At 69.9% G+C, this 19012-nt stretch carries 15 protein-coding genes; 10 read left to right on the plus strand and 5 right to left on the minus strand.

From position 1 onward, the window contains the following. The first annotated feature begins 52 nt into the window (after positions 1-52). Positions 53-526 carry a DUF4395 domain-containing protein gene (locus AS031_RS04140; RefSeq protein ID WP_058266820.1) on the plus strand — a complete coding sequence of 158 codons (474 nt, stop codon included), beginning with the start codon at positions 53-55 and terminating at the stop codon, positions 524-526. Here AS031_RS04140 and AS031_RS04145 read toward each other — a convergent pair. Next, positions 510-1586, minus strand: coding sequence for an ADP-ribosylglycohydrolase family protein (locus AS031_RS04145; RefSeq protein ID WP_058266821.1), 1077 nt, complete (start codon positions 1584-1586; stop codon positions 510-512). The two genes, AS031_RS04140 and AS031_RS04145, sit on opposite strands and share 17 nt — an antisense overlap. Positions 1587-1717: 131 nt before the next feature. Here AS031_RS04145 and AS031_RS04150 point away from each other — a divergent pair, with 131 nt between their 5' ends. The 4 genes from AS031_RS04150 (at position 1718) to AS031_RS04165 (ending at position 8614) form a co-directional block, all read left to right on the plus strand. Next, positions 1718-2698 (plus strand): aquaporin, encoded by a 981-nt coding sequence (locus tag AS031_RS04150; protein ID WP_058266822.1) that lies wholly within the window; start codon positions 1718-1720, stop codon positions 2696-2698. A gap of 67 nt (positions 2699-2765) precedes the next feature. Beyond that, entirely contained in the window at positions 2766-3944 is a 1179-nt protein-coding gene (locus AS031_RS04155; protein WP_058266823.1) for an exonuclease SbcCD subunit D, read from the plus strand. Further along, positions 3941-7096: an AAA family ATPase gene (locus tag AS031_RS04160; RefSeq protein ID WP_058266824.1), complete on the plus strand. Its 3156-nt coding sequence runs from the start codon at positions 3941-3943 to the stop codon at positions 7094-7096. Before AS031_RS04155 ends, AS031_RS04160 begins: the two co-directional genes overlap by 4 nt. A 183-nt stretch (positions 7097-7279) precedes the next feature. Next, the gene (locus AS031_RS04165; protein WP_058266825.1) at positions 7280-8614 is read left to right on the plus strand and encodes an MFS transporter; all 1335 of its coding nucleotides are present in this window, start codon (positions 7280-7282) and stop codon (positions 8612-8614) included. 27 nt (positions 8615-8641) lie between these two features. Here AS031_RS04165 and AS031_RS04170 read toward each other — a convergent pair whose 3' ends face one another. Beyond that, the gene (locus AS031_RS04170; protein ID WP_058266984.1) at positions 8642-9373 is read right to left on the minus strand and encodes an IclR family transcriptional regulator; all 732 of its coding nucleotides are present in this window, start codon (positions 9371-9373) and stop codon (positions 8642-8644) included. A gap of 244 nt (positions 9374-9617) precedes the next feature. Between AS031_RS04170 and AS031_RS04175 the strand changes: the two genes are divergently transcribed. After that, positions 9618-10952, plus strand: coding sequence for an MFS transporter (locus AS031_RS04175; RefSeq protein ID WP_058266826.1), 1335 nt, complete (start codon positions 9618-9620; stop codon positions 10950-10952). A gap of 86 nt (positions 10953-11038) precedes the next feature. On the opposite strand, the gene AS031_RS04180 is transcribed toward AS031_RS04175, so the two are convergent. The 3 genes from AS031_RS04180 to AS031_RS04190 form a co-directional block, all read right to left on the minus strand. Continuing rightward, positions 11039-11686, minus strand: coding sequence for a phosphoribosyltransferase (locus tag AS031_RS04180; protein ID WP_176716496.1), 648 nt, complete (start codon positions 11684-11686; stop codon positions 11039-11041). A 105-nt stretch (positions 11687-11791) separates the two neighbouring features. Beyond that, complete coding sequence (locus AS031_RS04185) at positions 11792-12619, minus strand: alpha/beta fold hydrolase (protein WP_058266828.1); 828 nt, start codon at positions 12617-12619, stop codon at positions 11792-11794. Between the two features lie 106 nt (positions 12620-12725). Next, the gene (locus AS031_RS04190; protein ID WP_058266829.1) at positions 12726-14105 is read right to left on the minus strand and encodes an amino acid permease; all 1380 of its coding nucleotides are present in this window, start codon (positions 14103-14105) and stop codon (positions 12726-12728) included. A gap of 234 nt (positions 14106-14339) precedes the next feature. Here AS031_RS04190 and AS031_RS04195 point away from each other — a divergent pair, with 234 nt between their 5' ends. From AS031_RS04195 to nadC, 4 genes are read left to right on the plus strand one after another with little or no spacing between them, the layout of a single operon-like run. Next, positions 14340-15050 (plus strand): NUDIX hydrolase, encoded by a 711-nt coding sequence (locus tag AS031_RS04195; protein WP_058266985.1) that lies wholly within the window; start codon positions 14340-14342, stop codon positions 15048-15050. Continuing rightward, on the plus strand, positions 15047-16351 hold the full coding sequence (gene nadA, locus AS031_RS04200; RefSeq protein WP_058266830.1) for a quinolinate synthase NadA: 1305 nt from the start codon (positions 15047-15049) through the stop codon (positions 16349-16351). Before AS031_RS04195 ends, nadA begins: the two co-directional genes overlap by 4 nt. Further along, entirely contained in the window at positions 16351-18093 is a 1743-nt protein-coding gene (gene nadB, locus AS031_RS04205) for an L-aspartate oxidase (RefSeq protein ID WP_058266831.1), read from the plus strand. Before nadA ends, nadB begins: the two co-directional genes overlap by 1 nt. Beyond that, on the plus strand, positions 18086-19009 hold the full coding sequence (gene nadC / locus AS031_RS04210; protein WP_058266832.1) for a carboxylating nicotinate-nucleotide diphosphorylase: 924 nt from the start codon (positions 18086-18088) through the stop codon (positions 19007-19009). The genes nadB and nadC overlap by 8 nt, the downstream gene beginning before the upstream one ends. Positions 19010-19012: the final 3 nt, after the last annotated feature.

The following is a 19012-nucleotide window of genomic DNA, read 5'->3' on the forward strand; positions in this document are numbered from 1 at the left end:
CGCGGGGCAACAATTCTTCCACCGACCGCGGGCCCGCTCCTAGCCTTGCAGCATGAGCCTGTTTGCCTTCCCCCACCCCGTCAACGAATACGCGGCCCGCGTCACGGCGGGCCTGGTGGTGCCGGCGGCCCTCGCCACCGCTGCGGCCGGCTCGGGATGGGGACTGGCTGCCATTGCCGCGGGATTCTGGCTCCGGGTGCTGTTTGGCCCGCGCGTCTCGCCCCTGGCCCTGCTGTCCACCCGGATCATCACGCCCAGGCTGGGGAAGGTGAAGCTGGTACCCGGGCCGCCCAAGCGTTTTGCGCAGGGACTCGGCGCCGCGGTCTCGTCCGCCGCGCTGGTCCTGTTCCTCGCGGGAGCGGTGCCCGCAGCGTGGGCGGTCCTCGGGCTGCTGATCGTGGCGGCCTCGCTGGAGGCGTTCCTTGGCTTCTGCCTGGGGTGCGTCGTCTTCGGCGGTCTTCAGCGGCTGCGGCTGATCCCGGACGATGTATGCGAAGCCTGCAACAACATCAGCCTTCGCCGGTAGTCACCCGTACCAGCAGGTCCGCCATGCCGCGGATGACCTCGGGGGCTTCAAGCGCCTCCAGCCAGCCGTCCGGCAGGCAGGCCTCCCCGTAGTAGGCCCCCAGGATGTTGCCGGCCACCGAGCCGGTGGAGTCGCTGTCGCCGCTGTGGTTGACCGCCACGGCCAGGGCGTCACGGAAGTGCGCGTCGGGGGAGGAGTCCGCGCCGGCCGGAGAAGTCGCCAGCACGGCGTACAGGGCCACGGCCAGGGCCTCTTCGGCGACCCAGCCCTCGCCCAGCTCAGCCACCAGTTCCTCGGGCGTGACGATGCCCTGCCCGGCGAGCCTGATCGCTGCGTTCAGCCGGCCCGGCAGCTCGGGAGCGACGCCGTCCATGGACGAGGCGTGGGATGCCACCGCTGTGGCAGCGTCCGCCAGCGCCTCGCCGGCCACCAGCCGGTGGATCAGGAGGCTGAAGATCCCGGCACTCTGGCGGGCCGACGGATGGCCGTGCGTCAGGGCGGCGGCGTCGGCACTGAGCTTGTAGACGGCGTCGGGCGTGACATGCGGGACGAGCCCGAACGGAGCCGAGCGCATCACCGTGCCGCAGCCCTTCGAGTCCGGGTTCACGGGCCGGGCAGCGGTGCCCATCTCACCGGTGGCCAGCCCCGATATGCAGGCGTTGCCGGGGTGGCGGCGCTGGTGCAGCACTGTGTGGCCGTCGATCCAGCGCGGCTGCGGGGCCGGCGCCGCAGGGTCGGGAGTCTCGCCCTGGGTTGCAAGCCAGCGCAGGTAGGCCAGCCACAGGCAGGCGTTGACGTCGGCGCCCACGCCGGAGTTGGCCCATTCGAGCGCCTCCACGAGGCCGTCCACCGTGTACAGGGTCATCTGGGTGTCGTCCGAGAAGTGGCTGCCGCCCCCGAGAGCCTCGAACCCGGTGAGCCCGTCCGCTCCGAACCGGCGGCGGATCTCGGTGATGGGATCGAATTCCACGGCGTAGCCCAGGGAATCGCCCAGCGCGCCGCCCAGCAGGCAGCCGTGGATGCGGGACTTCAGCGCAGGTACGGCGGTGTCAAAGCTCATGCAGTCAATGTACCTGTCCGGACGCACGGGCGAGGCACCCCGGCACCGTCCAGCGAACGTCCAGCCGCGGCTGGAATAATGCTGGGGTTGCCTGCGGCAGCACCCCCACGGCCCCTACCCGAAGGTTCCCCATGAGCAGCTCCGCCCCCGACCGCCACGACGACCTGCCCGGCCCGTCCGCAGCCGCACGTCCGGGACTGCTGCCCAGGCTCGGCGCCGAAGCGTTCGGCACTCTTTTCATCACGGTGGCCGGGCTGGGTGTTCCGCTGTTCAGCATCCCGCAGTCCAGCCCCCTTCCGGCGGCGCTCGCAGCCGGGCTCGCCGTCACGGCGGCCATGCTCGCCGTCGGGCATGTCTCGGGCGGACACTTCAACCCGGCCATCACCCTGGGCCACCTCCTGGCCGGGCGAATCCGTGCCGGAGCCGCGGCAGCCTACGCGGTGGCACAGCTTGCCGGCGCGCTGGTGGGCGGGCTGGTCCTTTTCGCCGTCCTGCGGACCCTGCCGGGCATTGCGGACAGCCGGACGGCGTTCGACACCGTCACCGCCGGTTTCGGCGAACATTCCATCATCCAGGCCCCTGTGGCGGCCGTCCTCCTCCTGGAGGTGCTCGGCGCGGCGATCATCGTGGGCGTCTTCCTCGGCGCCGCGGCGCGCGGACGTGCCGGAACCGCCGTCGCCCCCGTCGCCGTGGGCCTGACCTTCGCAGCCCTCCTGCAGCTGGGCCAGGCCGTGGGCAACCTGCCGTTCAACCCGGCCCGCGCTGCAGCGTCCGCCGTCTTCAGCTCCGGCTGGGCCGTGGAGCAGTTCTGGGTCTTCCTGGTGGCGCCCCTCGCCGGCGCGGCGATCGCAGGACTGCTCGTCCGCATCTTCACCGGCAGCCAGGCACCCGCTGCCCCCGCCGCCGCCGCGGAGCAGCCCGCCGCAGCCGGGATGGACGACGCCGGCAGTGCAGAAGTGCCGGCCGCCGGCTCACAGCCCGGTGCCGGGGCCCGGCAGGGTTCCGCGGAACGGACCACCCGGGAGGGTGCAGCGGGCCGCGGCGATGGCGCTGCCGCACGCCCGGAACCGGTCAATGAGGCGCAGGAGTTCTTTGACGGCAAGCGCAGCTGACGTCCTGCCGCCGGCCGCCGTGGCAGCGGTGGCCGGCACTGTCAGTGGCAGCCGATAACGTGGAATCATGCGGTTACTTCATACCTCGGACTGGCACTTGGGCCGGTCCTTCCACGGAGTGGGCCTCCTGGAAGCCCAGCGTGATTTCGTCAACCAGCTCATCGCGGCTGTTACCCGGCACGGGGTGGACGTTGTCCTGATCGCCGGCGACGTCTACGACCGTGCCCTGCCGGGTGTGGACGTTGTCCGGCTGCTGGATGAGGCGCTGGTGGGAATTACGTCCGCCGGGGCGCAGGTGGTCCTCACCAGCGGAAACCACGACTCCGCCATCCGGCTGGGCTTCGCTGCCCGGCTGCTGGAGCGCGGCGGAGTCCACCTTCGAACCCGAGTGCCGGACCTGGACCAGCCTCTGGTGCTGCCGCTTGGCAAGGACGGCGCCGCACAGGACGCCGTGGCCGCCATCTACGGCATGCCCTGGCTGGAACCGCGGCTCGTGGCCGAACAGCTGGGCGTCGAATCCGCCACCCATTTCGACGTGACGCGGGCCGCCACCGCAATGATCCGTGCGGACATCGAACGCCGCTCCGGTTCTGCCGTGGTCCGCTCCGTGGTGCTGGCGCACACCTTCGCCAGTGGAGGCATCAGCTCCGACAGTGAACGCGACATCAGCATCGGCGGCGTGGGAGCGGTCCCGCTGGACCTGTTCGACGGTTTCGACTACACGGCGCTGGGCCACCTGCACGGCCGCCAGTCGCTCGCGCCGGGCGTCAGGTATTCCGGCTCGCCGTTGGCGTATTCCTTCTCGGAAGCAGGCCACCGGAAGGGCGCGTGGCTGGTGGACCTGGGCCCCGAGGGCGTTACGGGCGTGGAGGAACTCCACTGGGAGGCACCGCACCTCCTGGCCGTCCTGAGGGGAACCCTGGATGATCTGCTGGAGTCAGCCGACCATGCCTGGGCGGAAACCGCCTACTGCCAGGTCACCTTGACCGATCACCAGCGGCCCGCCCGCGCCATGGAGCGGCTCCGGACCCGGTTCCCGGACACCCTGGTGCTGGGCTTCGATCCCGAGGGCGGCCCGGCGGCAGCGTCCGCCACCTACAGCAGCAGGCTTGCCCAGGCGCCGGACGACCTCGCGGTTTGCTGCGGCTTCCTGGAGCACGTCCGCGGCCGCGCCGCAGACGAGGCCGAACGGGCCGCGCTCGCCGCTGCGCTGGAGAACGTCCGCCTGCAGGAGGCAGCACAATGAGGATCCACCGCCTTCTCATATCCGGATTCGGGCCGTTTGCAGGAACCGAGGACATCGACTTCGATGAGCTCAGCGGGCACGGGCTCTTCCTCCTCAACGGGCCCACCGGAGCGGGCAAGACCAGCGTCCTGGATGCCATCTGCTTTGCACTGTACGGCTCCGTTCCCGGCGCGAGGCAGGACGGCAAACGCCTGCGGAGCGATCACGCCGACCCCGCCCGGGAACCGTCGGTCACCCTCGAATTCTCCGCCCAGGGCCGCCGCTTCGAAGTCACCCGGTCACCCGCATGGGACAAGCCAAGCCTTCGTGGCAAAAAGGGCTTCACCCTCCAGCAGGCCAAGACGCTCCTGCGGGAACGCACGGACGGGGCCTGGGTCGAAAAGTCGGCGCGCAACGATGAAGCCGGCGCCGAAATCACCGCCGTGCTGGGCATGGACCGCGAGCAGTTCACCCGCGTGGTGATGCTGCCGCAGGGTGACTTTGCCGCCTTCCTGCGCTCCAAGGCCACTGACCGGCTGGACCTGCTGCAGAAACTTTTCGGGACGCAGCGCTATGAAGCAGTGGAACAGGAACTGTCCCGCCAGGCGCAGGCCGCCCGCGAGGACGTGGCTGCCGTGGCGGCCCAGCTTGAACTCCTCACTGCCCGGGCCGAAGCGGAAGCGGCCGCCGTGGACCTGCCGTCGGAGGGGCCTCCGCCGGCCGGGGACGCACAAACACGGCTGGACTGGATGCACGCCGCCGTGGAACGGCGGCTGGAGGAACTGACCGCTGCCATGGAAGCAACGGAGGAAGTCCGGCGTGAACGGGCCCTCGCTGTGGAACAGGAAACCGGTCGCAGGGAGCGGCGGCGCCGGCTGCAGGCAGCACGGGAACGGCAGGAAGCCGTCCTGCAGGCAGCACCCCGCCTCGAGGAGTTGGCCGAACGCCTGTCCCGCCACCGCCAGGCCGAGGTCCTGGAAGGCCTGTTGAAGAACGTCGATGCCGCCAACAGCAAGGTCCAGGCGGCAGCCAGGGGTGCTGAATCGGCGCTCGCGTTCCTTCGGCTGGCGGCGGCCCAGGACCCTGAACTCGCGGCCCTGGACGTGGACCCCGGGCTGGATGTCCCGGACGGCAGCCCGGACGGCAGCCCGGACAACGGCCCGGACGTGTCCGGTTCCGCCGGCCCGGCACCGGGCGCCGGGCCGCAGCGCGCGGCCGTCGCGTCGGCTGTCCCGTCCTCCGCGGCGGACGAACTGGGGCGGCTTCGCTCATTGCTGGCCGTCGTCGAGGCACGGCTGCCCGACGAAGACCGGCTGAAGGCGCTGCACCGGAGGCACAGCGACCTTGCAGGGCAGCAGGTGGAACTGACGTCCGCCGTCGCTGAATTGAAGGCCCGCAGCACCGGCCTCAACAGCCAACGGACAGAGCTTGAGGCGGCTGTTGCCCCGCTGGAGCAGCTTGCCGGCGCCGCGGCACTCCGCAGCAAGGAAGCGGCAGCGGCAGCGGAACTGCTGGACGTGGTACGGCGCCACCGGGCGGCCGTCACGGCCCGGGCTGGCGTGCAGCGTCGCTGCGACACCGCCAAAGCAGTCATGCTGGAAGCCAAACAGCAATGGCTGGACCTGCGGGAGGAGCGCCTCAGCAACGCAGCGGCCGAGCTCGCCGCCAAGCTCGCGGCAGGGGAGCCGTGTGCGGTCTGCGGAAGCGTGGACCACCCGGCGCCGGCAGCGGGCGGGACAGGTGGTCCAGGCCTCGCCCAGGCGGAGGACGCGGCGCACCAGGCGTACGAAGCCGCCGATGACGCCTTTACCCGCGTGGGTGCCGAGCTGGCTGAAGCCGGGCAGCAGGTCGCGGTGCTGGCCGGACAGGGCGGCGACACCCCCGAAGAGGAAGCCCAGGCCGCTGCCGTCCTGGCCCGCACCGCGGCTGCGGAAGCTGACCAGGCGGCAGCCGAACTTGCCGGAATCCGCCGGCAGCTGGAATCCATCGACCAAGCCATCACAGAAACCGCGGACGCACGCGCCACAGCCGAGTCCCGCCTGGTTCAGGCGGAATCGTCGCTGGCCGAAGTCGCCGGCCAGGCCCAGGCTTTGGACGAGGCCTTGGCGGGGCTCCGGGCCGGGCACCCCACCCTCGCCCGGCGGCTGAAGGCATTGGAGGGCTCCGTGTCAGTACTGGACAAGGCCGTCGAGGCGCAGGAGTTGCTGGACGCAGCCGTTGCCCGGGCCGCAGAGGCCCAGGCGCAACTGGGTGAGGCACTGCCCGGGGCAGGCTTCAGCACGGACGAGGAAGCACGGCTGCAATTGCTCGGCAGTGCCGAGGCCGCCCGGCTCCAGGCCGAGGTGCGTGCCGGGCAGGATGAAGCCGCAAGGGTCAGGGAACTGCTCGCGGCGGAGGACATCGTCCGTGCCCTGGACGAACAGTCGGAAGGGTTTGAACCAGACGATTCCCGTCTTGCCGTCCTCGAAGAGCAAGCCGCCGGCGCGCGCGAGCAGGCGCGCCAGGCGGATCTTGCCGCTGGCCTGGCGTCCCGGTGCCTGGCCTCCCTGGCGGCCATCGGCAAGGAGTACGAAACCCTGGCGGGGTCGGCCAGGGAACCGGCGGAACGGGCGCAGATGCTCGCCGGACTGGCTGACGCCGCTGCCGGGCGCGGTGAGAACACATACCGGATGAGCTTGAACAGCTACGTCCTGGCGGCCCGGCTGGAACAGGTGGCCATCGCCGCGTCCGAGCGGCTCGTGGCGATGAGCGACGGCAGGTACCTGCTGCAGCACACCGACGCCAAGGCCGCTCGCGGTGCGAAGTCCGGGCTGGGGCTGGAAGTCGTGGACCAGTGGACAGGGTACCGGCGCGACACCTCCACCCTGTCCGGCGGAGAATCCTTCATGGCTTCCCTGTCGCTGGCGCTGGGCCTCGCCGACGTCGTGCAGCAGGAGGCCGGGGGAGTCGAAATCGAGACCCTGTTCGTGGACGAAGGCTTCGGCAGCCTGGACGAACAGGCGCTGGAACAGGTGATGGACGCCCTGGAAGGGTTGCGGGACGGCGGGCGCGTGGTGGGACTGGTCAGCCATGTGGGCGGAATGAAGCAGCGGATCGGTACCCAGCTGCAAGTGATCAAGCGGCGGAACGGATCAACACTCCGGATCTCCGAGACAGCGGATCCGGCGGCCTGACCCGGGCGGGGCCAGGCCGCCTGATTCCCGCCGCCCGGACGGTGCAGGCTCTGAGCCGGCCGCTGCGCCGGTACCCGCCTGCGCCGGACGTGCCATGTGCAGGGCACGGCGTAGAATGGCTGGGTTACCGGGTTGCGCGCATCGGGAGGAGGGACGATGCGCACGCTACGAACGAGCCCGGAATTGACTTCACATACCCCTTCTTCAACGTCTCCCGCCCCGCAGCCTTCCGCAGCCGTCTCCGTACCCCGGCCTGACGCCTCCGACGCCGCTGCCCGCACCAACACCGGACGGTTTGCCCGGCTTCCGCTGCTGGCGGGACGAAGCTTCATCCCCCTTGGACTGCTGGCCCGGCTTCCGCTGGCCATGCTGACGGTGGGCACGCTCACCATGGTCACCTCCGTCAGCGGGTCCTACGCCGCCGGCGGGACAGCAGCAGGGGCGGTGGGAATCGGGTCGGCACTGGGCGCCCCGGTGCTGGGCTCCCTGGCCGACCGGCGGGGCCAACGGCCCGTGCTGCTGGCGGCCGCCGTCGTCAACACCATTGCCGTGGCCGCCCTGATCCTGGCAGCCGCGGCAGCCGGAACGTCAGGCGGACCCGTCGGCGCTGTCCTGGCTGCTGCACTGGTTGCCGGAGCCAGTTCGCCGCAGGTAGGCCCGCTGGCCCGTGTCCGGTGGATGGCCCTGGTGGCACGCGAACCCGCGGAGAACACGTCCCGCGACCTTGACACGGCATTGTCCTACGAAAGCACGGCAGACGAGATCACGTTCGTGCTGGGACCGGCGCTGGTGGGGATCCTGGCCAGCCTGGTGGCACCCTGGCTGCCCCTGGCGGTGGCTGCCGCCATGACGGTGGTCCTGGTGCCGGCCTTCGCCGTGCACCCTACCCACCGTGCCGTCCGGCCCGCCGCCCGGAAGGCAGCGGGAATTAGGGGCCGCGGCCGGAAGTTCCCCGCCGCCGTCGCCCTGCCCGTAGTCGCCATGGTGTGCATGGGAACGTTCTTCGGCTCCACCCAGGCAGCCCTGAGTTCGTTTTCTGCCACGCTGGCCGGTTCCGAGATCGCCGGCCTGCTGTACGCGGCGATGGGCCTCAGCTCCGCGGCCGCTGCACTGTCGGTGGCCTACTGGCCGCGCACCTTCGCCCTTGCCTGGCGCTGGGCGGTGTCTGCAGGGCTGATGGCACTGCTGGCAGCGCTGCTCCTGCTGCCGGGTTCGCTCACCTCGATGGTGGTGGTCCTGCTCATCCTGGGGATACCGGTGGGCCCGGTGATGGTGACGGTGTTCACGGTGGGCGGGGTGCTGGCGCCCTCCGGGCGGCTGGGCACGGTCATGACCGCGCTGGCCAGCGGGATCGTGGCCGGCACGGCGCTGGGTTCTTCCATCGGCGGCCACCTCGCGCAGGACGGCGGCCACCACGCGGCGTTCCTGGTGCCGATCGCGGCAGCACTGGCCTTGGCGCTGCTGGGTGCAGCTGCCGCCGTCGTGCTGCGGAGGCGCCGCACCGACGCCCTGGCCTGACCGGGGCCGCGGCGGGGGAAGGGGCGGTCAGGCCAGCTGGGCCTGGATCCTGGCCGCGCTGTCCCTGATGGCCGCACCCACCGTTTCAGGGTCCTGGGTGGAGCGGATGTAGACGACAGCAAGGGCTGCCGGACGCCCGCCGGGAACCCGGACCGGGGCGGCCAGGGAGGAAACGCCGGCGATGACCTCGTCGTGGCTGGCCGAGTAGCCCCGCTCGCGGGCCTTCTGCGCCTCGGGCCGGTACGGGATGCCGGTTCCCAGCCGGTCCCATTCGGCTTCCGTGAGGGCGGACTGGATGGCAATGCCGGGCGCCCCGGCGTTGATGGGGTGGCGGGTACCGGGCCGTTGGGCCACGGAAGCTCCGGAGTGGCGCGGTTCCACCGTGACAAGCGTGATGCAGTCATGGTGGTCCCACACCGCCACGAACGCGGTCATGTCCAGCGAATTGGCCAGTTGGGTGAGCTCGGGAAGGGCGGCACTTTGCAGGTTCCGGGACACTCCGCGGGCAAGGACCGCCAGGCCGGGCCCGGGCTGGACCCGGCCCGCATCGTCGCGGACCAGCAGGGAATGGTCCTCCAGGGTGCGCAGGATGCGGTAGGCCACCGAGCGGTGCACTCCCATGGCCTCGGCCAGTTCGGCGATCGTCAGCGGGCCCGGGGCGGCCGCGAGGATCTCGAGGGCACGGATGCCGCGCGAAAGGGTCTGGGAGGGAGAAGCCTGCGGGGCCGCCTCAGCCTTGGCTGCTGCTGGAGGAGTCATGCTGTCCATCCTAGGTGGGAGCTCCGGGAGTGACCCTTGTCTCATCACACCCTACGCGCTAATGTCCTCATTACGAACTTGCGATTCGAATATAGAACTGATTCCCTCGCGGGTGATCTGATAAGTCGGCTGGATCCGTGTTCCGCATCACAAATCCGTAGTACCCTACTAACTAACTGACCGTTCTGTCGGTAATTATGAAGGCGTCGGGTGGCATTGCTGCCCAATAAACAATGGAGTTTCAATGACCTCACCTTCCCAGGTGGATACGCTCTCCGGACCCAGCACGCGGCGGGAGGAACGCAAGGTCCTCGCCGGCACCCTCGTCGGCACCACGATCGAGTGGTACGACTTCTTTATCTTTGCCCAGCTGACGGCAACGCTGCTGTCCCCGCTGTTCCTGGCTCCGCTCAACGAGTCCAATCCCGGCCTGGCGCAGATCCTGTCCTTCGCGCTCATCGGCATCAGCTTCCTCTTCCGGCCGCTTGGCGCCGTGATCGCGGGCCACCTGGGGGACCGGCTCGGCCGCAAGGCAATGCTGGTGTTCACCCTGGTCATGATGGGTGCTGCCACGGCACTGATTGGCATGCTCCCCACGTACGCACAGATCGGCGCCTGGGCGCCGGTCCTGCTCATCCTGCTGCGCGTCATCCAGGGATTCTCCGCTGGTGGCGAGTGGGGCGGTGCGGCGCTGATGGCTGTCGAGCATGCGCCGCTGAACAAGCGCGGACTGTTCGGCGCCTATCCGCAGATCGGCGTCCCTGTCGGCATGATCCTGGCCACCGGCCTGCTCTTCTTCCTCAACAGCAGCATGTCCAAGGAAGACTTCGCCGCCTGGGGCTGGCGCGTTCCGTTCCTGCTGTCCATCGTCCTGATCGTGGTGGGCTACCTGATCCGGCGCGCCGTGGCGGAGAGCCCGGTCTTCCAGGAGATGGCCCTGCGCAAGAAGGAAAGCAAGGCACCGCTGGGTGAACTCATCCGCAGCCACAAGCGGCCCGTGCTCTACTCCACGCTCATCTTCATCGGCAACAACGCGGCCGGCTACCTGCTGATCGCGTTCTTCATCTCCTACGCCACCCGCACCCTGAAGATGCCCACCCCGCAGGTCCTGCTGGCCACCACGCTCGCGTCCTTCGGCTGGCTCATCTTCACGCTGGTGGGCGGCTGGCTCTCCGACCGGATCGGCCGCGTCAAGACCTTCCTGATCGGCTACGCCATCGTCTTCGCCTGGATGCTGCCCATGTTCGCCCTGATCGACACCAGGAACATCTGGCTCTACGGCGTGGCCCTGTTCGTGCTGACCGTGGGGCTCGGGCTCTCCTACGGCCCGATGTCAGCCATGTATGCGGAGATGTTCCCCGCCAACGTCCGCTACTCCGGCATCTCCATCGGCTACGCATTCGGTGCCATCCTGGGCGGTGCCTTCGCGGCCACCATCGCCGAGTCCCTGCTGCAGAGCACCAAGTGGGCCGGGTCCATCGGCATCTACATCATGGTGCTGTGCGTCATCTCGGCCATCGGCGTCATCCTCGCCAAGGAGACCAAGGGGCGTCCGCTGGGCGTCAGCAGCCACCACTAGGCACCGCCCCGACGGCGGAAGCCGGCAGGGGAGCCCCGCAGGAATCCACGACGGCGGGCCGGACCACAGCGGTCCGGCCCGCCGCCTCATGGGGTCAGGTAGCTGATGGCGTCGTCGTCCGTCAGCTGCTCGAAATGGCGGTAGAAGCTGCCCACCGCCCGGAACTTTCCCGGAACGTGCAGGCAGAAGACGGCGTCACACACGCGTTCCACGGAGGCCTCGGCGTCGATGGACCCCACCGGAGCGGCGGCCGCCACCACAGCCGCGCCCCCTTCGCGGACCGCTTCGACGGCGGCACGCATGGTGGCGCCGGTGGCGAGCCCGTCGTCGACGAGCAGGACTGTCTTGCCGGCAAGGTTCAGCGACGCGCCGGGGTAGAGCGCGGCACGGCGCAGGAGTTCGGCACGTTCCCGTTCCTCGACCCCGTCCAGCCATTCGCGCCGGACGCCGTGCTCGAGCACCCGGTCCAGGAGCGGTTTGTTGATCAGCCGGACAGTGCGCCCGCGGTCCCAGGCCAGGGCGCCGTAGGCTGTCTCCTCAAGGCCCGGTATGCCCAGTTTGCGGACCAGGACGGCCCCCAGGGGGAGGTATAGGGCCTTGGCCACGGCGGCGGCCACCGGTATCCCGCCGCGGGCCAGGCCAAGCACCACGGTGTTGGGCCGTTCCCTGAACTGCGGCAGCACGGCAGCCAGGCGTTCTCCCGCCTCGGTCCGGTCCTCGAATCGCGTACCCATCTGCCCCTCCAGGCTCATACGGCCCTCTGTTTCCAGCCTACCGCCGACGACGGGCAGGAGGCGCCGGCCTTTTTGCCTTGGCGGGCCCGGCCGGCGCCGGGCCGGTCAAACCGAAAGGAACGTGATGGCGGCCTGTTTGAAGGCCCGGCTGGTCACGGCGTTGGTGTGGTTGCGGCCGGGCAGGACCAGCTGTTCGGCCATGGCGCCGGCACTGTTGGCCAGTTCGGCGAGTTTGGGGAGGCTGCCCAGCCGTTCGTCCTGGTCCCCGGCCACCAGGAGCATCGGAACGTGGGGTACCGCTTCGGCGGGATCGTACGGCTCATCCTTAATGGCTTCCACGAGGGTGAGCAGGGCGAAAATGTTGTTCGTGGGCAGCAGTTGCGCCATCTTCAGCAGGCGGGCGGTGGACTCGTCGGCGATCGGCGTCCCGTCCGCCAGGTAGTCCTGCGCGGCCCGCAGGTCGAATTCGGCCAGCGGGTCGGAGATGTTGGGGCCGCCCAGGACCAGGCGGTGCACCAGTTCGGGCTGCGTCGAGGCGAACTCCCAGGCGAGGCGGGACCCCAGAGAGTACCCCACGATGTCCAGTCCGCTGGAAGGGTCGCCCTCGTGCAGGGGCCGCGCGCCGGCGTCGAACGCGGCCTGCAGCAGGTCCGCGCGGATGCGGCTGGGGGAGTAGGAATCGCGGTCCTCGGGAGCACCGCTGCGGCCGTGGCCGGGCAGGTCCACGGTGATCACGCGTCGTCCGGCCTCCAGCAGGGCGGCCACCCACCCGGTGTCCTCCCAGTTGAGCTTGCCCGAGGAAGAGAAGCCGTGGAGCAGCAGCACGGGCCGCAGGCCGGCGTCGTCGGCGGGGTCGTGCACGGCTACGAACATTTGTGGATCGGTGCCCTCCACGGTGTGCGCCTGCTGTTGGCCGGTGTGCCTGCCGCTCATGGTGTCAGTCCTCATCAACTCGAACACGGTGGGCGGCCTGGGCGCAGGGATTGCGCCGGCCGCCGAAGGTAGGCACCACTCTACCGGCCGGGCCGGTACGTCCGCGTCACCGCGAGGGCTGCCGGCGGCCACTGACGCGGGCACCGATGGCGCTGGCCAGGGCGATTCCGGCGATCAGCGCAAAGGTGCTCAAAAGCTGGACCCGGCTGTCCTCGGCGCTGAAGCCGACCACGAAGATCAGCCCCAACAGGACCAGCCCCAGGATGGTCAGGGCCGGGAAGCCTTTCATCTTGAGCGGCAGCGGGGTGCCTTCCCGTGCCGCCCGGCGCCGGAGGATCAACTGGGACACCAGGGCGCTGCCCCACACCACCAGGCAGGTGGAGCCCACGAGCTGGAACAAGGCAGGAAGGACCCGGTCAGGGAAGAGCAGTTCCAGGACGGTGGCAACAAAACCGAAGGCTACGGAGACGCCTACCGCCAGCATGGGCACCCCGGCGCCGCTGAGCCGGGTCAGGAAGGGCGGCGCTTCGCCGCGCTGGGCAAGCGAATAAGCCATCCTGGACGCGCCATACAGGTTGGCGTTGAGCGCGGACAGCAGGGCGACGACGGCGACCAGCGTGATCGCTGTGGCCGCACCGGGGATGCGGGCCGCGTCCAGCACCCCGGCAAAGGGGGACGCCAGGCCTTCCGAAGTGGCGGGGAGGACGGCGGCGATCACGAAGACGGAGCCGATGTAGAAGACCAGGATGCGCCAGACGACAGTGCGGATGGCCTTGCCGACGCTGCGCTCCGGGTCCTGGGTTTCGGCCGCCGCCACCGAGACGATTTCCGTGCCGCCGAAGGCGAAGATCACCACGAACAGGGCCGCGGCGATGCCGCCCAGGCCCTGCGGCGCGAAGTCGGTGGTGAGGTTGGCCAGGCCGGGGGAGGCCACATCCGGAAGGATGCCCAGGAGCAAGGCCGCGCCGACAGCCAGGAACAGCACGATCGCGGCAACCTTCAGGATGGCGAACCAGAACTCAAACTCGCCGAAGTTCCGGACACCGGCGAGGTTGATGGCCGTGAAGAGCACCATGAAGGCCAAGGACAACGCCCAGACGGGGACCGCCGGCCAGACGGTGTACAGCAGTCCGGCGGCACCGAGGGCCTCGGCGGCAATCACCACCACCAGCTGCAGCCACCACAGCCAGCCGATGGTGGCCCCGGCGGTCCTGCCCAGGGCCCGTTCGGCGTAGACCGAAAAGGCTCCGCTGTTGGGCTGGGCCGCGGCCATTTCGCCCAGGGCCCACATCACCAGGATGATGAGCGTTCCCGCCACCAGGTAGGACACCAGCACGGCGGGACCGGCGGCCTGTATGCCTGCGCCGGAGCCAAGGAAGAGCCCGGCGCCAATGGCGCTGCCCAGTCCCATCATGGTCAGCTGCCGGGGACGGAGGGTGTGTCCCAGGTGGCGTTCGGAGAGGGGCGGGGCGGACTTCGACGTCATGGTGCGGTTGGACCTTCTTGGGGTGTGGATGGAGGTGCCCTGTGGGACCTTCTGAATGTACCCCCTTCCGGAGGGCTGCGGTCACCACGGATCCCCGGGGCCGCTTCCTGCCAGGTCCGGACACATTTCCCAAAGCCGTCTCTCCGGTCGTATTATTAGTTTTAGTCAAATTGACTATAACTACCGAGGCACCCCGGCAAGGGGCCGCCGGCGGCAAGGAAGGCGGTGTTCGGCATGTATTCCACCTCGGCGAATGTTTCCGAACGCCAGGCCGCCCCGCCGTCGCTGGCCATCTCCACCGTGATCTTTGCGCTGCGGCCCAGCGAATCGTCCGGACGGCCCACGCTGTGGCTCCCGCTGGTACGGCGCATCCGCGAGCCGTTCAAGGGGATGTGGGCGCTCCCGGGCGGCCCGCTCACCCACAGCGAATCGCTCCAGGACGCGGCCTCACGGAACCTTCGGGAAACCACCGGCCTGGCCCCCAGCTACCTTGAACAGCTCTACGCGTTCGGCGGCCTGCACCGTTCCCCCACGCAGCGGGTGGTGTCCATCGTGTACTGGGCCCTCGTCCAGCCCACGGAAGCGGCGCTCGCCGACGAATCCGAAAACGTGAAGTGGTTCCGGGCAGACCGGCTCGGCGACCTCGCCTTCGACCACAATGCCATCGTGGATTACGCCCTCTGGCGGCTCCGGAACAAGCTGGCCTACGGGTCCGTGGCGTACCACCTCCTGGGTGAGTACTTCACCCTGGCCCAGGTCCGCGAAGTCTATGAAGCCGTCCTGGACCGGCAGTTGGATCCCGCCAACTTCCGCCGCCAGCTCAAGGCCACCCCCGAAATCGAAGAAACCAACGAATTCCTCCAGGGCGGCAAGCACCGCCCGCCCCGCCTCTACCGCTTCACCGGCCGGCCCGGCCTCGACCCAGACAACAGGAGCACACCATGAGCAGCGTCAACACAGCCATCCAGCTGATCACGCGCGAACAGGCTGAAAAGGGCAGCGCCGCGCGCGGCAGCACCTGCAGCCCGGCCCTCGCCCAGGGCCCGTGGGACTACGACCTGGCAGAAGCCCTGGCAGGCATCCCCGCCTACGGACCCGGAGCCTCCAGCGCCGACGTTGCCCCGGCCGCCACGCCCCGCCAGCGACAGCTGCCCGAGGAATACAAGCTGGCCACCGACGCCGAGCTCGCTGAACGCATCACCGCCGCCAAGGCCGCCCTGGGGGACCGGGCAGTCATCCTGGGCCACTTCTACCAGCGCGACGAGGTCATCCAATACGCTGACTTCGTGGGCGACTCCTTCCAGCTCGCCAACGCGGCCCTGACCCGGCCCGACGCCGAGGCCATCATCTTCTGCGGCGTCCACTTCATGGCCGAAACCGCCGACATCCTGTCCAGGCCGGAGCAGGCGGTCATCCTGCCCAACCTCGCCGCCGGCTGCTCGATGGCGGACATGGCCGACGCCGACTCGGTGGCCGAATGCTGGGAACAGCTGGAGGAGATCTTCGGCACCGAGCCCGACGCCGACGGCCGGGTTCCGGTCATTCCGGTCACCTACATGAACTCCTCGGCAGCCCTCAAGGCCTTCTGCGGGGAACACGGCGGAATCGTCTGCACCTCGTCCAACGCCAGGACCGTGCTCGAGTGGGCCTTCCAGCGGGCACAGCGGGTGCTGTTCTTCCCCGACCAGCACCTGGGCCGCAACACCGCCAAGGCCCTGGGCGTGCCGCTGGAGCGGATGCCCCTGTGGAACCCGCGAAAGGACCTGGGCGGCAACGACGAGCGGGCGCTTCAGGAATCCCGCGTCATCCTGTGGCACGGATTCTGCTCCGTCCACAAACGCTTCAGCGTGGCCCAGATCGAGCAGGCACGCGCCGAGCACCCCGGCGTGCAGGTGATCGTGCACCCCGAGTGCCCCATGGAGGTGGTGGACGCCGCCGATTCCGCCGGTTCCACCGACTTCATCAAGAAGGCCATCGCGGCGGCCACCGAGCCCACCACCTTCGCCATCGGCACCGAGATCAACATGGTCAACAGGCTCGCGGCCGAGTACCCGCAGCACACCATCTTCTGCCTGGACCCGGTGATCTGCCCCTGCTCCACCATGTACAGGATCCACCCCGGCTACCTTGCCTGGGTCCTGGAGGAACTGGTGGCCGGGCGCGTCGTCAACCGCATCACGGTGGACGACGCGGTCCAGTCCAACGCCCGCACCGCACTTGAGCGCATGCTCGCCGCGAGGCCCTGATGAACCGGCGGCTCGTCGTTGCCGGCAGCGGCATCGCCGGACTGTACGCCGCACTTCTGGCCTCCGACATGGGGGCGGACGTGGTGCTGCTGACCAAGGGCAGCCTTGGCCAGAGCAACACCTGGTATGCCCAGGGCGGGATCTCGGCCGTGCTGGCTGACCCCGCGCCCGGCGACACCGTGGCCGCGCACATCCAGGACACCCTGCGCGCCGGTGCCGGACACTGCAACGAAGCCGCCGTCAGGGTGCTCTGCACCGAAGCCCGGCAGGACATTGCTGGGCTGCAGCGCTTCGGCGTTACCTTCGATACCGGGTACGACGGCGGTCCCGCCCTTGGGCTCGAAGCGGCCCACAGCGCGCCGCGCATCCTCCACGCCGGCGGCGACGCGACCGGTGCGCGGGTGGCGGAGGCCCTCATCCGCTCGGTCCTGGCGGCGGAAGCGGACGGGCGCCTCACCATCCTTGCCGGCGCCTGCGCCACCAGCCTGGTGCTCGACGGGCCCCGGGTGGCCGGCCTGGAGTACCTCCACGACGGCGCCACGTCCCGCCTTGACGGGGACGCCGTCCTCCTGGCCACCGGAGGAGCCGGTCAGCTCTTCGCCCAAACCACCAACCCCGCCGTCGCCACCGCCGATGGGCTGGCGCTCGCCGTCCGCGCCGGAGCGGCCGTGGCGGACCTGGAGTTCTTCCAGTTCCACCCCACCTGCCTCGCCGGGACGGAGGCCGCCAGGCTCGACGGGCCACTCCTGATTTCCGAAGCCGTCCGCGGCGAAGGCGCCATCCTGGTCGACGCCGGCGGCCGGCGCTTCATGAAGGCCTACCACCCGGACGCCGAACTGGCACCGCGCGACGTCGTCTCCCGCAGCATCGCGCTGCACCTGGCCAAGCTCGGCAATCCCGCCGGGCACGTCTACCTCGATGCCCGGCCCATCGAGAAAGTGCACGGTCCCGGCTTCCTCCGCAGGCGTTTCCCCACCATCACCGACGCCACGCTCGCCGCCGGCATCGACTGGACCGCCGGCCTGGTCCCGGTGGCCCCCGCCGCCCACTACTGGATGGGCGGCGTCGCCACCGGCCTCTCCGGCCGGACCAGCGTCCCCGGCCTCTACGCCGCCGGCGAAGTGGCCTGCACCGGCGTCCACGGCGCCAACCGGCTGGCCAGCAACTCCCTCCTCGAAGGGCTCGTCTTTGGCCGCCGCGCTGTTGAAGACTTCCTCTCCGGTGAGCCGGGCTGGGTGCCTTCTCGGGGCACCAATGCTCCGCATGCTAGCTCGGCCGCTGGCGGCCTCCCTTTGACGCATGCTTCCGCATCGGTGCCCCGAGAAGCTGAGTGCGCGGTGACCGTCTCTGCTGTATTAGAAGGCGCGCCGCGCGAACCGGAGGCGCCGCGCGGGAGTCGGCTGGTCAGCTTCGGCGGGGGCGTAGGTGGGGGTCCGGATACTCCCTTTTCGCGGGGGGCTCTTCGGTCGTTGATGACTGCCAAGGCCGGTGTGCTGCGGTCGGGTGGACTGTTGTGTGAGGCGGGCCGGACGCTGGACCGCTGGGCCGCCGTCGTGCGTCCCGGTGCTGTGCCCGCCGGAGGCGACCCGGCCGCGCACGAGGACCGCAACCTCCTTTTGGCCGCGCAGCTCCTGGTGGCCGCGGCACTGCACCGGCGCGGTTCCCTCGGTGCCCACCACCGCAGCGATGAACCCGTCGAAACCCTTCCCCTTCCGCCGAAAGCGAGCGTCTCCCATGACTGACCCTGCCGTCATCGACCAGGTCCGTACCCGGCCGGCCCCCGGTACCCTTCCGGCAGCCCCCGTCCGGGATATCCTCGAGCGTGCCTTCGCCGAGGATGCTCCCGCCGGGGACATCACCTCGCAGGTCCTCATCCCGGCCGATGCCCGGGCCACTGCGGTCCTCAACGCCCGCGTTTCCGGCATCTTCAGCGGCGCCACCGTCTTCCGGGACGCCATGCAGCTCGTGGACCCCGCCACGGACGTGGAGCTCCTGGTGCAGGACGGGGAGGCGTTCGACGCCGGCACGCACCTGGCGCGGGTCAGCGGACCGGCACGCTCGGTGCTGCTGGCCGAACGCGTGGCGCTGAACCTGGTCCAGCGGATGTCTGCGATCGCCACCACGACCGCCGGCTTCGTGCGGCTCACCGAAGGCACCCGTGCACGGATTGCCGACACCCGGAAAACCACTCCCGGCCTGCGGATCCTGGAACGTTTCGCCGTGCGCTGCGGCGGGGGAGCCAACCACCGCTACAGCCTCTCCGACGCTGTGCTGGCCAAGGACAACCACCTGGCCGTCATCACCGGCGGCGACTCCGCCAAGCTCACGGACCTCCTGCTGGCAGCCAAGGCCCAGCTGGGTCACACCACGCACTTCGAAGTGGAGGTGGACCGCATGGACCAGATCGAGCCCGTGTTGGCCGCCGGGGTGGACACCATCATGCTTGACAATTTCAGCCTGGACGAGCTGAAGGCCGGGGTGGCCCTGGTTGCCGGACGTGCGCAGGTGGAGGCCAGCGGCAACGTGAACGCCGGCACCGTCGCCGCCATCGCCGCCACCGGCGTGGATGTCATCTCCGTCGGAGCCCTTACCCACACCGTAGCGGCGCTGGACCTCGGGCTGGACGTGGAACTGAGCATGGACCCGGGCATCGGGTGACCC

Source organism: Pseudarthrobacter enclensis (assembly GCF_001457025.1).
In the GTDB taxonomy this organism is placed as follows: Bacteria; Actinomycetota; Actinomycetes; order Actinomycetales; family Micrococcaceae; genus Arthrobacter; species Arthrobacter enclensis.

What these genes read in the sequence shown, in the direction of transcription:
- AS031_RS04175 (WP_058266826.1), top strand. Translation starts at nt 9,618, where the DNA reads ATGACCTCACCTTCCCAGGTGGATACGCTCTCCGGACCCAGCACGCGG.
- AS031_RS04185 (WP_058266828.1), bottom strand. Translation starts at nt 12,619, where the DNA reads ATGAGCGGCAGGCACACCGGCCAACAGCAGGCGCACACCGTGGAGGGC.
- AS031_RS04180 (WP_176716496.1), bottom strand. Translation starts at nt 11,686, where the DNA reads ATGGGTACGCGATTCGAGGACCGGACCGAGGCGGGAGAACGCCTGGCT.
- AS031_RS04195 (WP_058266985.1), top strand. Translation starts at nt 14,340, where the DNA reads ATGTATTCCACCTCGGCGAATGTTTCCGAACGCCAGGCCGCCCCGCCG.
- AS031_RS04155 (WP_058266823.1), top strand. Translation starts at nt 2,766, where the DNA reads ATGCGGTTACTTCATACCTCGGACTGGCACTTGGGCCGGTCCTTCCAC.
- AS031_RS04190 (WP_058266829.1), bottom strand. Translation starts at nt 14,105, where the DNA reads ATGACGTCGAAGTCCGCCCCGCCCCTCTCCGAACGCCACCTGGGACAC.
- nadA (WP_058266830.1), top strand. Translation starts at nt 15,047, where the DNA reads ATGAGCAGCGTCAACACAGCCATCCAGCTGATCACGCGCGAACAGGCT.
- AS031_RS04170 (WP_058266984.1), bottom strand. Translation starts at nt 9,373, where the DNA reads ATGACTCCTCCAGCAGCAGCCAAGGCTGAGGCGGCCCCGCAGGCTTCT.
- AS031_RS04145 (WP_058266821.1), bottom strand. Translation starts at nt 1,586, where the DNA reads ATGAGCTTTGACACCGCCGTACCTGCGCTGAAGTCCCGCATCCACGGC.
- AS031_RS04160 (WP_058266824.1), top strand. Translation starts at nt 3,941, where the DNA reads ATGAGGATCCACCGCCTTCTCATATCCGGATTCGGGCCGTTTGCAGGA.
- nadC (WP_058266832.1), top strand. Translation starts at nt 18,086, where the DNA reads ATGACTGACCCTGCCGTCATCGACCAGGTCCGTACCCGGCCGGCCCCC.
- AS031_RS04140 (WP_058266820.1), top strand. Translation starts at nt 53, where the DNA reads ATGAGCCTGTTTGCCTTCCCCCACCCCGTCAACGAATACGCGGCCCGC.
- AS031_RS04150 (WP_058266822.1), top strand. Translation starts at nt 1,718, where the DNA reads ATGAGCAGCTCCGCCCCCGACCGCCACGACGACCTGCCCGGCCCGTCC.
- nadB (WP_058266831.1), top strand. Translation starts at nt 16,351, where the DNA reads ATGAACCGGCGGCTCGTCGTTGCCGGCAGCGGCATCGCCGGACTGTAC.